Below are 12873 nucleotides of genomic sequence, written 5' to 3' on the forward strand. Positions count from 1 at the left end.
CCGTATGGCCGGGTGTGCCGCCCCGGATTCTGCCGGCCTGGAGGCGCGACATGGCGTGGACATGGCTGACGGCGGCGCGCTGCGCTTCCTTGCTGACTTTTTTCGCTTTCGCTTCGCCGCCGAACATGCCCTGCCGGTTGTCATAGACGAAGGCGATGAAGCAGAGGGCTGCGAGCGTACCCACCGAGATGCCCGCGCCCTGGTTCTGCAAGAGGATCAGTACGGTAAGGGCCGCGCCGCCAATGGCGAGAACGCCTGCCGTGAACATTCGCAACATACGCATGGTGCCACCTCCCATTTCGTCCTGCCGCATGGCGCATGGGCGCCCGATTGAGGCATTATAACCGCTCATATGGCGATATAGCGACGAGATTGATAGCGAGCGAGGCGAGATGTTCTACGATGCGGAAAAGAACGAACACGGGCTGAAGCACGACCCGTTCAAGGCGCTGGTGGTGCCGCGGCCGATCGGCTGGATTTCGACGCTGGACAAGGAGGGTGTCGCCAATCTCGCGCCCTACAGCTTCTTCAATGGCGTGGCGACCGATCCGCATATCGTGATGTTCGCAAGCGGCCTCCGCAAGGACAGCCAGCGAAATGCGGAGGAGACGGGCGAATTCGTCTGCAATTTTTCCGGCTGGGCGCAGCGCGAGGCGATGAACGCCTCATCCGCCTCGGTGGCGTCGGAGGTCGATGAGTTCGAGCTGGCCGGGCTCGAGAAGCTGCCTTCGCAACTGGTGAAGCCACCCCGCGTGAAAGGCGCTCCCGCGCATTTCGAATGCGTCTATCTCGATACGATCCGCCTGAAGGACCGGCATGGGGAAAAGCACCCGCTCTTCGAAGTAGTACTGGGACAGGTGATCGGCATTCATGTCGACGACCGTTTCATCGCTGACGGCATGGTCGATTCAGCCGCCATGAAACCGCTGTCGCGCCTCGGCTATATGGACTATGCGGTGGTGGAGGAGGTCTTCCGGATGGATCGGCCGAAATAGGTGGGGGCGATGGGGAAGACGGTGGAGATCAAGGGGCTGCTGTTCGACAAGGACGGCACGTTGTTCGATTTTCATCGAAGCTGGACGTCGGTCTTCGGCGACGCCGCGAACCGGCTTGCCCATGGCGATGAGGCTCTTGCTCAGCATTTGATGGTGGCGGGCGGATATGACATTCCCTCAGGCCGGATTGCCGCGGGCAGTATTTTCGCCGCAGGCGATACGCGGGATCTCGCTGAGGCCTGGCGTTCTCATTTGACCGCCTGGGAGAACGACGATCTCGTTTCCTGGCTCGATGTGCTCTTTGCAGAGATGGGACCGGATGCGTCGGTGCCCGTGACCGACCTGGCCACTTTCTTCGCGGAGCTGAAGGCGAGAGGACTCATCCTCGGCGTTGCGACGAATGACAGCTATGCGTCTGCCATGGCGGCGGTGGAGCGTTTCGACTTCGGGCCGCATCTTTCTTTTTGTTGCGGATATGACAGCGGACACGGATCGAAGCCCGGGCCGGGGATGGTGCAGGCCTTTTGCCGGGAAACCGGGCTGGAGGCGCCATCCGTCGCCGTTATCGGCGACAACACGCATGACCTTGAAATGGCGCGCGCGGCGGGCGCCGGGCTTGCCATCGGCGTGCTGACGGGCACAAGCGGGCGCGACGACCTCATGCCGTTTGCCGACATGGTGATCGACAGCATCGCGCTCTTGCCGGAAATACTCGACCGTGGCGCCTAGCGCCGCCAGCTCATCGGCTTGATGTCGAATGCGAGGCTGATGCGCTGCGTGTCACCCTTGAAGGGCAGCGTGCGGTGGAAGAGGTAGGACGGGAAGAAGAAGGCATTACCCGCCTGCGGCTCGAAGGTCACCGTTTCCAAGTCGAAAGCCGGCGTGAAGTCCGGCGGCGGCGCGCCGAACTCGATCCAGCCTTCCCTCGTTTCCTTGTTGGCGTCGTCGTTTACGACTGGCGGCAGCGCAACGTAATAGACACCGCTCATCCAGCCGCCGACATGAATATGAGAGTGCTGGTGGCCGCTTTCAGACAGAAGCGTGCCCCACATGTCGATCTGGTAGCTTTCAGGCACCTGACCGAAAAAGGGGTGTCCCGTCTCGCGGCGGATCGACGCGAAATGCGCATCGACGGCCTTGCGCAGCATCTTTTCGAAAGCGACGAAAGGTTCGCGAGGATGGTCCAGTAGCAGACCGGTCTGGCCGCCGCCGCGTGTGGCTTTGCCGGCGGGCTCCCAAACGGTGGTCGGGTCTTCGCGCAGGGCTTCTGCAAGTGCTGCGTTGAAATCCTCCATCGAGGCGTAGCCTTGCGGCACGTCCAGTGCGGCGCGAGAGACCACACGGCCGATCTCGGCACGATAGCCTGCGGGAAGCTGGCCCAGCTCCTGCGCGCGGACAAAGGGCAGCCATGCGGCGGCACGTCGTTCCGGCCCGTAGCTTCCAAGCGCTTCCTCGAAGATGTCTGCGGCTTCCTTCCAGCGGCCGAGTTTCATCAGTGCCATGCCCCGGCTCACAAGCGGTAGCACATCTTTCGGGCTCAGCTCATGGCAACGCTTGTAGGCTTCTTCCGCCGCCTCGTAGTTCTCGCGCTTCTGCTCGGCATTACCGAGATTGCCATAGGCGGCGGCATTCTTCGGATCCTGTTCGACGGCGGCCTGAAAATGCGGGATCGCTTCATCGACCCGTCCCTGCCGCAGTACCACCATGCCCAGCATGTTGTAGAGCTGTGCGGAAGGATCGAGTTGCAGCGCTGCGCTGAAGGCCGCTTCCGCTTCGGCGAATTTTCCGGCTCGCTGCAGGAGCTGGCCGAAGGTCACGATGACCCGGGCTTCGCCTGGAAAGCTGCGCACCGCATTGGCGTAATGCGTCAGCGCATCGCCCCAGCGGTTCGTCTGTTGCAGGAAGCGTCCGTAATTGAGCCAGGGCGTTACCTCATGAGGCCTCAGCTCGATGCATTTGCGCAATTCCTTCTCGGCGATGTCGAATTTGCCCATGGGCAGCAACGCACTGGCGCGCAGGGCGTGAAGGTCCGGATCGTCAGGGTTCGAGGCGATACGCGCCCGTGCCTTTTCATCGGCCTCCGCGAATTTGCGGGCCTGAAGCAGTTCCTGGATTTCCTGGGTCGGGGACGGGCCAAAGGGATTCGACAAGGGGTGTTCCGTTCTAGGTGGATGATTGCGAAGCGCGCTCGACGAGGCGGCGCGCCTGTTTCAGATGGGGCATGTCGAGCATCACGCCGTCAAGCGAGACGACGCCGACATCGCCTGCGTCCTCGAATGCCTTGATGACGGCATGGGCATGGGCGAGGTCTTCCCCGCTCGGCGTGAAGACGCGGTTGATGATGGGCACCTGCGCCGGGTGGATCGCCATCTTGCCGGTAAAACCGTCCCGCGCGGCGGCGCGGGCATCGGTTTCAAGGCCAGCTTCGTCGCGGAAGTCGGCATAGATGCTGTCCACGGGATCGACGCCTGCGGCGACCGCGCCGAGCAGCGTCAGTGTGCGGGCCAGGCGATAGGGGCCGGTATAGAGGCCGTCATCGTCCTTGTTGGAGCGGGCGCCGAGATCGGCGGCGAGGTCTTCCGCCCCCCAGGTCATCATGGAGAGGCGGGGCGATGCGCCCTGATAGGTACCGAGGGTGAAAAGCGAGGCGGCGGTTTCCGTCGCCACACAGCAGAGCTTGGTCGATCCGGCGGCGATACCGGCTTCCTGCTCATGCTCGGTAAGGGCGAAGGCGACCGTCTTGATACAGTCGCCGGACTTCGTCTTCGGGACCATGATGCCGTCGGGTTTGGCTTTCACCACGGCGGCAAGGTCGTCTTCCCAGAAGGGCGTATCGAGCGCGTTCATGCGCACGAAGAGTTTCGGGCCGGTGCGGTCGGCGCCGGCGAGATAATCGGCGGTGATGCCGCGCGCGGTTTCCTTGTTGGAGAGCGCAACGGAATCCTCCATGTCGAGGATCAGCACATCCGCGCCGCTCAGATGCGCTTTTGCGAGTTTCTTCTCGCTGTCGCCGGGGACGAAAAGCCAGGACCGCATCGCTTACTCGCTTTCCGTCTTCGCATGCATGAAGGCCTGCCGCGTACAGGAGGCCACTTCCTCGCCATGTTGATTATAGGCCTTGTGCTCGAAGGTCACGATGCCCGCTTTCGGCCGCGATTTGGAGCGGCGCTTGCCCATGACTTTCGTTTCGATGCGCAGCGTATCGCCGTGAAAGACCGGCTTGGGGAAGACCACGTCGGTCATCCCCAGATTGGCGATGGTCGTCATATGGGTCGTCTCATGCACCGAAATGCCGATCATCATGCCCAGCGTCAGCAGGCTGTTCACCAGCGGCTTGCCGAACTCCGTCTCGCGGGCGGCATAATCATGGTCGATATGGAGCGCGGCCGGGTTCATGGTCATGGTCGAGAAGAAGGTATTGTCCGCCTCCGTCACCGTGCGGGTGATGGCGTGCTTGAAGAGCTGGCCTTCCTCGAATTCCTCGAAATAGAGTCCCGGCATTTCGTCCTCGGTTGTGTTGTCTTATGTGGCTACCTTATAGCCTCCAAGAGGGACACGAAAAAAGGGATGGCCCGGAAGAAGGCCGAAAGGGAGGAAGCCCATGGATTTCACCTTCTCACCCGAACAGGAGGCGATTCGCGATGCTGTAGGGCGGATTTGCGCGCGTTACGACGATGCCTATTGGCTGGCGCATGATCGAGATGGCGGTTTTCCGGAGGATTTCGTGACCGAAATCGCAGCCGGCGGCTGGCTCGGCATTGCCATGCCGGAGCATCTGGGTGGCGCGGGGCAGGGCGTGACCGAGGCTGCCATCATCGCCCAGACCATTGCCGAATCCGGCGCCTGCCTGTCGGGAGCGTCGGCCATCCACATCAATCTTTTCGGGCCCATGCCGCTCGTCGTCTTCGGGACCGACGAGCAGAAGGAGCGCAATCTGCCGCCGCTCATCCGGGGCGAGGACCGCTGCTGCTTCGGCGTGACAGAGCCCGATGCCGGGCTCAACACGACTTCCATCAGCACCAAGGCCGAGCGCGACGGCGATCACTATGTGGTGCATGGGCGGAAGATGTGGACCTCGACGGCGCAGACCGCGAACAAGATTTTGCTGCTGGCGCGCACCACGCCCAAGGAGCAATGCGCCAAACCGACTGCCGGACTGTCGCTCTTCTATACCGATCTCGACCGGGGCGGGGCGACGGAGGTGCGCGAGATCGAGAAGATGGGCCGCAAGGCGGTCGATTCCAACGCCGTCTTCTTTGATGGGCTTCGCGTGCCGGCGAGCGATCTGATCGGCGAGGAGGGGAAGGGGTTTCAATATCTGCTTCACGGGCTCAATCCGGAGCGCGTGCTGATCGGCGCGGAAGCTGTGGGCGTGGGGCGCGCCGCGCTTCGCAAGGCCACGGACTATGCGCGCGACCGGGTAGTTTTCGGTCGGCCCATCGGCCAGAACCAGGCGATCCAGCATCCGTTGGCCGCCTGCTGGGCGGAGCTGGAGGCGGCCAATCTGATGGTCTTCAAGGCGGCCTCGCTCTACGATTCCGGTGCCTCCTGCGGCGCGGAGGCCAATGCGGGGAAATATCTGGCGGCGGAAGCAGGCTTCAAGGCCTGCGAAACGGCCATCATGACCCATGGCGGCATGGGCTATGCCAAGGAATTTCATGTCGAGCGCTATATGCGCGAGGTGATGATCGCCCGCATCGCGCCGGTGAGCCGGGAGTTGATCCTCAGCCATATCGCGGAGAGAGTGCTGGACCTCCCCAAGAGCTATTGAGGCCAATCATGCCCTTTACCCTCCATGAACGCCTCGCCGCCGACACGTTGCCGGTGGTCGATCTCGACCTTTGTCGTGTGTTGCTGATGAAGGACCGGCGTTATCCATGGCTCATTCTCGTGCCGAGGCGGGAGGGGCTCCGGGATTTCGATGAGGTGCGGCCTGAGGACAAGCACGCCTTCTATGAGGAAATCGAAAGGGTGAGCGAAATTCTCCGGGAGGAAACGGCGGCGGAGAAAATGAACGTGGCCGCGCTGGGCAATATGGTGCCGCAGCTTCACGTCCATATCATTGCCCGTTTCGCGCACGATGCGGCCTGGCCGGGGCCGGTCTGGGGTGTGGGGGAGGCGGAACCCTATGGACCGGGTGAGGCCGAGGCGCTGCTCGGGCGGTTGAGGGAGAGGCTGGGCAATTAGCCGCCGGATGGCCCGGTGGAGAGGCTATTTCCGCATCCGCCCTCTCATGGTTAACCTTTGATTTATTTCTTCGGGCGAGGGTTGTTCGAAAGCGGGACAGGTGAGTCGTCCTGCATGAGCCGGATAGACCTACGCCATGCTTACAGCCCAGATCACAGGCCCGACCGGAGCCACCAAGCTGGGGATCGCCTCGATCCTCACGCGGCTTCGTATCGAGCTCGTACCCGCCTCCATGCAGGCCCGGCTTTATCTCGTCGCCGATGAGCCGGACGAGCAGGCGGCGGTGATCCGTCAGCTGCGCTCGTCGCCTGCGAGCCGCCATGCGCTGGTGCTTGCCGTTGCCGACAATGCCTCGCCCGCCCATGTGCGCGAGGCGCTGGCTGCGGGGGCGGACGATTATCTCGTCTGGCCCTTCGATCCGGAGCTTCTGCTCTTCAAGCTGGAGCAGGCCAGCGCCCGGGGACGCCTCAAAGCCGGCTGAGAAAACGAGTCCGCTTCGCGCTCCAACTCATTGAAACCATACTCTATTTCTCATGTTCCTTACTCCATGCCTCAAGATAGTCGAGGCTCTTGAGATAAGGCTTCAGCGCGAGGAAGCCGGCCGTCGTGGCCAGCGTCAGGATGACGGCGGGCGCCCAGACCAGCGAATAGCGCAGCATCATCTCGTCGCCGAAGACGAAGTCCGTCACCACTGCGATGGAAGTGGGACCGAGGCCGAGGCCGATCAGGTTCACGACGAAGATCAGGGCCGCCGAAGCGAACCCGCGCAGCTGGTTCGGCATCAGCTCCTGCAGGGCGGAGGGCCCGGCGCCGGTGGAGAAGGTGGCAAAGAAGGTCGAGGGGCAGAGCAGGACGAGCGCCCAATGGGGGTCGTTCATCAGCGGATAGCCGAGCGTGAAGGGCATGGCGGCAAGGCCGGTGGCCGCACAGACCAGCATCCGGCCGTTGCGTATGCCTTTTGCCGTCAGCTTGTCGGCGAGCCAGCCCCCCGCCACGACGCCCGAGGTGCCGAAGATGACGATGATCCAGCCATACCACCGACCGGCGTCGACATAGCTCCAGTCATAGGTGCGGACGAAGAAGCTGGGGATCCAGGCGGCGACGCCATAGGCCATCATGGCGCATAGCGCGTAGCACAGGCTGAGGGGCAGAAGGGTCTTCCAGTTGTCCTTGAAATATCCCAGAACCTCGCCAAGCGGCACATCGACCTGCTTTTCCACGCCGTCCGCGCCGATCTCCTTGCGCATATGGCCGCGTCGCACCGGCTCTTTCAGGCTGAGCGTCCAGAGCGCAATCAGGATGCCCGGCAGGCCTACCACGAGGAAGACGACCTGCCAGGCGAAGACGTCACCGACGAGGGGAAGGGTGAGATTGCCGCCATTGGAGACGAGGCCGATCACCTCCGCGCCGATGACGAGCGCCAGGCCTGCGCCGATATAGACGCCCATGCCGTAGACGCCGAGCGCGAAGCCCAGCCGCTTGGGCGGGAAATAGTCGGCGATCATGGAATAGGCCGACGGCGTCAGCGCCGCTTCGCCCACGCCAACGCCCATGCGAAATATGAAGAGTTGCCAGTAAGCCTTTGCCAGACCACAAAAAGCGGTCATCAGGCTCCACACGAAAACACCGGCGGAAATGATGCGGACGCGGTGGCTGCGGTCGACCATGCGGCCGATGGGCAGCCCCATCAGCGTGTAGAAAATAGCGAAGGCCAGGCCCTGCAGCAGGCTCATCTGGGTGTCGGAGATGGCCAGATCGCGCTTCATCGGGCCGACCAGCAGGCTCAATATCTGCCGGTCGATGAAGGAGAAGGTATAGGCGAGCACCAGCACGCCGACCACGTACCATGCGTAAAGCCGGTTGGGATAAGGCAGCCCGATCCGGTCCTTATGGGGATGATGAAGCTCTTCTTCGACCTCGGCGGCGATTTCTGTCTCAGCCATTCCCCAATTCCTCCCTCTTGCAGAATGTCTGCACGATTCCTCCGTGCTTGGCGGGCAGCTTATCCGATCTCCGTATAACCGTTCTCAAAAACCATCATTTTCCGCAAGATGGAATGGCATGGGGCTTGCTCCTGTCTTTTCAGAATTGGAAAGGAAGTCCCATGTCGCTCGTAGCCGCGCTCACCGCGCGTCCCGACATATCCGCCGCCCTGCAGCAGGCAAGCCGGAAGACCGGCGCAGATTTCGACTATCTGCTGCAGACGGCCATGCGCGAGTCGAGCCTCGATTGTTCCGCGAAATCAGGGACTTCGAGCGCGACGGGGCTTTTTCAGTTTACCGAGCAGAGCTGGCTTTCGACGCTCAAGAATTACGGTGGAGAGCTTGGGCTGGGCAATGAGGCGGCCAAGATCACCCAGGGCGCGGACGGCAAATACTGCGTGGCAAATGCTGCCGATCGGTCGGAAATTCTTTCCCTGCGCAAGGACCCGGAAGTGTCCGCGCTGATGGCCGGAGCCTATACGCAGGAAAGCGCGAACATTCTGCAGTCGCGTCTGGGGCGCGAGCCGTCGGGCGGCGAACTCTATATCGCGCATTTCCTCGGGGCGGGCGGGGCGTCGAAGCTGATCTCGACCGCCGAGGACGATCCGACGATGCCCGCGGACATGCTCTTCCCGGCGGCGGCGAAGGCGAACAAGTCGATTTTCTACGAGGCTTCCGGTCGTGCGCGCACGGCGAACGAAGTCTATCAGAAGCTCATCAGCAAACATGCGGATGCCGGCACGGGTGGCGGTGCGGCAAGCATGGCGGCGGCCATTCCTTTCGACGTAAAGGGTGGTACGGGAATGGCCGCCAGCCATGCGGATAGAGAGGCTTCGCCGGGGAGGCGGTACGTACCGTCTTCCGGGCAAGCCCGTCTCTTCAGGCCCGACAACATGCCGGGGAGCGGGGCGCTGAAGCTCAGCCCCGCCGTGGTGCAGATCCTCGCCTCGCTGGATCCGTTGCCGGAAGGCGACAAGGCGGCGAAGGACAAGGACGAACCGAGGGAGCAGCACGGCGCCATTGGTACCTGGCAGGACCTTGCCCGGCCATCTTATGAGGCGTTCAAAGCCACCGCCTGAGCGGCCTAGCCTATCGCGCCGGCCTTTGTCGGTCGGGTCAGCTTTGCTCGACGATAGCGCGGACCGCTTTCACGATGTCCTTGTCGAGTTCGCGCCGCGATACGGCGATCCGGCCTTCGACGCCCCTGAAAAGCGACAAGCCCTCGAACAGGCTCATCAGGATGACGGCGCAGCGCTTAAGCTGTGCCGGTTTCGCCTGGGGATATTCCGAGGCGACGATACTCTCCACATAGGATTGGTAACGCGCGTAATAGCGGGCAAGGACAGCGTTGGCCTTGTCGTCGCGCGCGGCGAGTGCCCAGAGTTCGAAGAACATCCGGCAGTTGCTTGCGGAAAGCTGATCTTCGAGCACGAAGGCGACCATGGCCTCGATCCCTTCGCGTTTCGGGCGGGTTTCGAAAACCTCGATCGAGCGTGTGAGCGAGCGGTCGAAAATCGCCTCCAACAGAGCGTCGGGCCCGTCGAAATAGTACTGAACATGCGAGAGGCGCAAGCCGAGCCGGTCGGCAACACCGCGCATGGACAGGCCTCCATACCCCGCCTCGACCAGTATTTCCTCGGCTGCATCGAGAATTTCTTCGATGCGTCGCTGGCCCTTGGCGCCGGTCCTTCTCGCCATCTTCCCTCGCTGTCTCCGGTCATTCGCGGATATGCCGCCCTTTTATCCCAAAAATGGTCTCTTGACCAAAAAATATAAAAATGGTCACATGACCAAAAATGAGGATGGCAAATGCAGCGACATACAGGTCTTTCAAGGCGGGGTTTTCTGAAAGCCGGGGGCGCGACCGCGGCAGGCGTGGCGGTGCTGGGGCTTGCCGGCGTAGCGGTGCCTGGCGGTGAGCACTATGGCGAGATCGTGGGCGATGAGCGGCCGGGCGTTTTGACGGAAAAGGAGTTCGCCGTTCTCATCCTTGCAGTGGACGGCCTGATCGGCCAAGCGGGGGATCTGCCTTCAACACGCGAGACCCGGACCGCCGCGCGGATCGATAGAGAGCTCTCTCTGGTCGGCGGACAACTTCTCGAGGATATGAAGGCGTCGCTCCTTTATCTCGAATACCGGCCGCTTCTGGGCGGTGGCCTCACGCGGTTCACGAAGATGGCGCCGGGCGAGCGGCTTGGTCTTCTGACGGAGTTGCAGCATTCCGGGGATGTTCTCGAGCGGAGCATCTATGCGGGCATCCGTTTTATGGCTGTCTTCTTCTTCTACACCGACCCTCGGGCATGGGCGCATATGGGCTATGGCGGTCCTCTTGTCTCGCCGAAGTTTTTCCCGGGCGGCAACCGGATCGAAAATCTTGGAGCGCCGGCATGATCGTAGAGGGACGGGACGCAAAGGGGGCACTCCGCGAGACGGTGGATGTCGTCATCATCGGATCGGGCTGTGGCGGCGCCACCGCGGCGAAACATCTCGCGGAGGCGGGGCTTTCGGTCGTCATACTGGAGCAGGGCGGCTATTTCACGGCGGGTCGCGGCGATCTCGATCAGCTTTCCGACAATATGCTGGCCCGCATTGACGGCGGGCGTGGCCTCGGGACGAGCGTGAACGGCGAAATTGCCTTGATGTATGGAAACTGCGTCGGCGGCGCGAGCGTGCATTACTGGGCCGATAGCTGGCGGCTGCCGGAAGACCGCAATGCGCTCTACCAGTCGCGCGGCGTCAGTGGGCATGAAGTCGAGGTGCTGGCACCGATCTTCGAGGAGATCGAGCGCGACCACAATGTGCACAATGCCGCTCCGCACTATCGCAACCGGATGAACGAGTTCTTCATCGAGGGGGCAACGAAGCTTGGCTGGCATGTGGAAGATGTGCCGCAGGCGCGGCGGGGCTGCGTTGCAAGCGGACACTGCTATCAGGGCTGTTCTTACGACGCAAAACAGAGCCAGCTCGTCACCTATGTCCCCGCGGCGCTGAAAGCCGGGGCGCGGCTTTATGCCGATTGCCGTGTCATCGCGATTGAGCGCGATATGAAGACGGGTCGGGCGAGCGGCGTGCGGGCCGTTTTTGTCGACAGTGCGAGTGGACAGCCGACGGATGCGACACTGGAGGTGAAGGCACGGGCGGTGGTGCTTGCGGCAGGCGGTTACGGATCGCCCGCCGTCTGGCTCCAGACGGGGCTTCCCAATGGTTCAGGGCAGGCGGGAAAAAACCTCTTCACCAATCCCAATCCCTATCTCTATGCGCTTTACGACGAGCCGGTCTATATGTGGCAGAATATTCCCGCCGCTGTCGGCACGTCCGATTTCCGCCTTGCCCGCTATGAGGATGGCGTTTATCGCGAAGGCGGTTATCTGCTGCATCCCAATCAACTCCAGCCGGAATTCCTGGCGGCAACATTGCCCGGGTTCGGCAATTCACATGCGTCGCTTATGGCCGAACTGCCGCAGATAGGCGGCGCGGTGAGCTGGATCGACGATGAGCATGGCGGCGAAGTGCGTCTGAACGCCGACGGCTTGCCGGAATATCACTACAAGCTTCGCGGCGACGACATTCTGAAGCTGCGCGATGCGATGAAGAAGCAGGCAATGCTGCTTTTTGCCTCCGGCGCGCGGGAGGTTCTGGTGCCCGATATTCGCGGGACCAGGCTCAGGGGCACGGACGAGATCGGGCTGCTCGACGAAATCGATGTGGAGAACGGTGCGATCCTGTTCGGGGCGCCGCATCCCGCTGGTGCGTTGCGTATGGGAGACGATCCTGCGACCTCGGTTGTTGCGAGTACGCATGAGGCACATGAAGTGCCGGGGCTGTATGTGGCCGATCCGAGCGTCTTTCCGCTACCGCCCAGCGTGGACCCGTCGCTGACCATCATGGCGTTCTCCGTTGTCGCCGCGCGCCATATCCAGAACGCGTTGCTCTAGGGGGTTTCCATGATCCTTGTTCCTTTTCTTCTCTGGCGTTTCTTCTTTCTTGTTCTTGCCGTGAATTACGGCATGACGGTGCAGACCATTCTGGCAGGCGAGTTCGATCACACGGGCCTGCCCGCAGCGATGACGACCATGGAAGCCGTGGCCAATGGCGTCGAGGCTTTCGGCTGGTTGCTGGTGTTCGTGCTTTCGTGGACCGGCAGACGGCAGGGCGCGGCGCGGATTGCGGTGTTCCTGGCGGGACTTCTCTTCTTCGACGTCGTCACGACATTCATCCTGCCGATGCCTTTGCCGCCCTATTTCCTTGCCTGGGGGACGGTGCTTGTCGGCGTCGAGCTGCTGGGCGCACGAGCGCTTTACCGGGAGGTGCAGCATGAATCGGTCGCATAACTCCGAATGGGGACTGCCTCTGTTCTTTGCACTGATCGGTTTCATCTTCTGGGCAAATGTACCGGGTCTCCATGCCGGTCTCTTCGCGCGAACCGGATTGCCTGACGCTGTCATCCCTCTGCACATGATTGCCAATGGGGCCCAGGGGACGGGTTGGTTTCTCGTGGCTTGGCTGAGCTGGACCTGCCGCTGGCGTATGGCGGCGTGGCTTGCCTATTTCCTCGCCGGTATGTGGTGCTGGGACATGATGACTACGGCCTATCTGCCGCATATGCCCGTTCCACCCCTTCAATGGTGCTGGGGGCCGGCAAGCGTCGTGCTGATGGTGGCCGCGGCGAACCGTCTTTGGCGCCGCCCTTCCATTGCATTCTGATCCAC

Annotated in this window: 16 protein-coding genes; 10 read left to right on the plus strand and 6 right to left on the minus strand. The window is 62.2% G+C overall.

Translation table 11 applies throughout. The annotated features are described in order from the left end of the window. The coding region (locus tag CMI59_RS00190; protein WP_293323083.1) for a hypothetical protein at positions 1 to 283 on the minus strand (283 nt) is incomplete at its 3' end. A gap of 109 nt (positions 284 to 392) precedes the next feature. On the opposite strand from CMI59_RS00190, the gene CMI59_RS00195 reads away from it, so the two are divergent. Next, the gene (locus tag CMI59_RS00195) at positions 393 to 995 is read left to right on the plus strand and encodes a flavin reductase family protein (protein WP_293323085.1); all 603 of its coding nucleotides are present in this window, start codon (positions 393 to 395) and stop codon (positions 993 to 995) included. Between the two features lie 9 nt (positions 996 to 1004). Continuing rightward, the gene (locus CMI59_RS00200) at positions 1005 to 1724 is read left to right on the plus strand and encodes an HAD family hydrolase (RefSeq protein WP_293323087.1); all 720 of its coding nucleotides are present in this window, start codon (positions 1005 to 1007) and stop codon (positions 1722 to 1724) included. Here CMI59_RS00200 and CMI59_RS00205 read toward each other — a convergent pair. Genes CMI59_RS00205 through CMI59_RS00215 form a run of 3 tightly spaced genes read right to left on the minus strand, consistent with a single transcriptional unit; the run spans position 1721 to position 4496 of the window. Then, a complete protein-coding gene (locus CMI59_RS00205) occupies positions 1721 to 3145 on the minus strand; it encodes a tetratricopeptide repeat protein (protein WP_293323089.1) in 1425 nt (474 codons plus the stop codon). The two genes, CMI59_RS00200 and CMI59_RS00205, sit on opposite strands and share 4 nt — an antisense overlap. Before the next feature lie 13 nt (positions 3146 to 3158). Continuing rightward, positions 3159 to 4031 (minus strand): CoA ester lyase, encoded by an 873-nt coding sequence (locus CMI59_RS00210; RefSeq protein WP_293323091.1) that lies wholly within the window; start codon positions 4029 to 4031, stop codon positions 3159 to 3161. Between the two features lie 3 nt (positions 4032 to 4034). After that, entirely contained in the window at positions 4035 to 4496 is a 462-nt protein-coding gene (locus CMI59_RS00215) for a MaoC family dehydratase (RefSeq protein WP_293323093.1), read from the minus strand. Between the two features lie 100 nt (positions 4497 to 4596). Here CMI59_RS00215 and CMI59_RS00220 point away from each other — a divergent pair, with 100 nt between their 5' ends. From CMI59_RS00220 to CMI59_RS00230, 3 genes are all read left to right on the plus strand, one after another. Beyond that, on the plus strand, positions 4597 to 5766 hold the full coding sequence (locus tag CMI59_RS00220) for an acyl-CoA dehydrogenase family protein (protein ID WP_293323095.1): 1170 nt from the start codon (positions 4597 to 4599) through the stop codon (positions 5764 to 5766). 8 nt (positions 5767 to 5774) lie between these two features. After that, complete coding sequence (locus CMI59_RS00225; protein WP_293323097.1) at positions 5775 to 6182, plus strand: HIT family protein; 408 nt, start codon at positions 5775 to 5777, stop codon at positions 6180 to 6182. Between the two features lie 136 nt (positions 6183 to 6318). Next, on the plus strand, positions 6319 to 6663 hold the full coding sequence (locus tag CMI59_RS00230; RefSeq protein WP_293323099.1) for a hypothetical protein: 345 nt from the start codon (positions 6319 to 6321) through the stop codon (positions 6661 to 6663). 43 nt (positions 6664 to 6706) lie between these two features. Here the strand turns inward: CMI59_RS00230 and CMI59_RS00235 are convergent, their stop codons facing one another. Beyond that, a complete protein-coding gene (locus CMI59_RS00235; protein ID WP_293323101.1) occupies positions 6707 to 8125 on the minus strand; it encodes an MFS transporter in 1419 nt (472 codons plus the stop codon). Between the two features lie 161 nt (positions 8126 to 8286). On the opposite strand from CMI59_RS00235, the gene CMI59_RS00240 reads away from it, so the two are divergent. Further along, positions 8287 to 9243 carry a lytic transglycosylase domain-containing protein gene (locus CMI59_RS00240; protein WP_293323103.1) on the plus strand — a complete coding sequence of 319 codons (957 nt, stop codon included), beginning with the start codon at positions 8287 to 8289 and terminating at the stop codon, positions 9241 to 9243. Between the two features lie 37 nt (positions 9244 to 9280). On the opposite strand, the gene CMI59_RS00245 is transcribed toward CMI59_RS00240, so the two are convergent. Continuing rightward, positions 9281 to 9862: a TetR/AcrR family transcriptional regulator gene (locus CMI59_RS00245; RefSeq protein WP_293323105.1), complete on the minus strand. Its 582-nt coding sequence runs from the start codon at positions 9860 to 9862 to the stop codon at positions 9281 to 9283. A gap of 111 nt (positions 9863 to 9973) precedes the next feature. Here CMI59_RS00245 and CMI59_RS00250 point away from each other — a divergent pair, with 111 nt between their 5' ends. Genes CMI59_RS00250 through CMI59_RS00265 form a run of 4 tightly spaced genes read left to right on the plus strand, consistent with a single transcriptional unit; the run spans position 9974 to position 12868 of the window. Beyond that, complete coding sequence (locus CMI59_RS00250) at positions 9974 to 10555, plus strand: twin-arginine translocation signal domain-containing protein (protein ID WP_293323107.1); 582 nt, start codon at positions 9974 to 9976, stop codon at positions 10553 to 10555. Further along, positions 10552 to 12099, plus strand: a complete 1548-nt coding sequence (locus CMI59_RS00255; protein ID WP_293323109.1) for a GMC family oxidoreductase — start codon at positions 10552 to 10554, stop codon at positions 12097 to 12099. Before CMI59_RS00250 ends, CMI59_RS00255 begins: the two co-directional genes overlap by 4 nt. Before the next feature lie 9 nt (positions 12100 to 12108). Then, positions 12109 to 12495, plus strand: a complete 387-nt coding sequence (locus CMI59_RS00260; protein WP_293323111.1) for a hypothetical protein — start codon at positions 12109 to 12111, stop codon at positions 12493 to 12495. Beyond that, the gene (locus CMI59_RS00265) at positions 12479 to 12868 is read left to right on the plus strand and encodes a hypothetical protein (protein ID WP_293323113.1); all 390 of its coding nucleotides are present in this window, start codon (positions 12479 to 12481) and stop codon (positions 12866 to 12868) included. The genes CMI59_RS00260 and CMI59_RS00265 overlap by 17 nt, the downstream gene beginning before the upstream one ends. The last annotated feature ends 5 nt before the right edge of the window (positions 12869 to 12873 follow it).

It is taken from the genome of Parvibaculum sp. (assembly GCF_002684405.1).
GTDB lineage: Bacteria > Pseudomonadota > Alphaproteobacteria > Parvibaculales > Parvibaculaceae > Parvibaculum.

Bases quoted from the DNA above. Each gene is read 5' to 3' on its own strand.
- CMI59_RS00195 (WP_293323085.1), top strand. From the start codon at position 393: ATGTTCTACGATGCGGAAAAGAACGAACACGGGCTGAAGCACGACCCG.
- CMI59_RS00200 (WP_293323087.1), top strand. From the start codon at position 1,005: ATGGGGAAGACGGTGGAGATCAAGGGGCTGCTGTTCGACAAGGACGGC.
- CMI59_RS00210 (WP_293323091.1), bottom strand. From the start codon at position 4,031: ATGCGGTCCTGGCTTTTCGTCCCCGGCGACAGCGAGAAGAAACTCGCA.
- CMI59_RS00215 (WP_293323093.1), bottom strand. From the start codon at position 4,496: ATGCCGGGACTCTATTTCGAGGAATTCGAGGAAGGCCAGCTCTTCAAG.
- CMI59_RS00220 (WP_293323095.1), top strand. From the start codon at position 4,597: ATGGATTTCACCTTCTCACCCGAACAGGAGGCGATTCGCGATGCTGTA.
- CMI59_RS00225 (WP_293323097.1), top strand. From the start codon at position 5,775: ATGCCCTTTACCCTCCATGAACGCCTCGCCGCCGACACGTTGCCGGTG.
- CMI59_RS00230 (WP_293323099.1), top strand. From the start codon at position 6,319: ATGCTTACAGCCCAGATCACAGGCCCGACCGGAGCCACCAAGCTGGGG.
- CMI59_RS00235 (WP_293323101.1), bottom strand. From the start codon at position 8,125: ATGGCTGAGACAGAAATCGCCGCCGAGGTCGAAGAAGAGCTTCATCAT.
- CMI59_RS00240 (WP_293323103.1), top strand. From the start codon at position 8,287: ATGTCGCTCGTAGCCGCGCTCACCGCGCGTCCCGACATATCCGCCGCC.
- CMI59_RS00245 (WP_293323105.1), bottom strand. From the start codon at position 9,862: ATGGCGAGAAGGACCGGCGCCAAGGGCCAGCGACGCATCGAAGAAATT.
- CMI59_RS00250 (WP_293323107.1), top strand. From the start codon at position 9,974: ATGCAGCGACATACAGGTCTTTCAAGGCGGGGTTTTCTGAAAGCCGGG.
- CMI59_RS00255 (WP_293323109.1), top strand. From the start codon at position 10,552: ATGATCGTAGAGGGACGGGACGCAAAGGGGGCACTCCGCGAGACGGTG.
- CMI59_RS00260 (WP_293323111.1), top strand. From the start codon at position 12,109: ATGATCCTTGTTCCTTTTCTTCTCTGGCGTTTCTTCTTTCTTGTTCTT.
- CMI59_RS00265 (WP_293323113.1), top strand. From the start codon at position 12,479: ATGAATCGGTCGCATAACTCCGAATGGGGACTGCCTCTGTTCTTTGCA.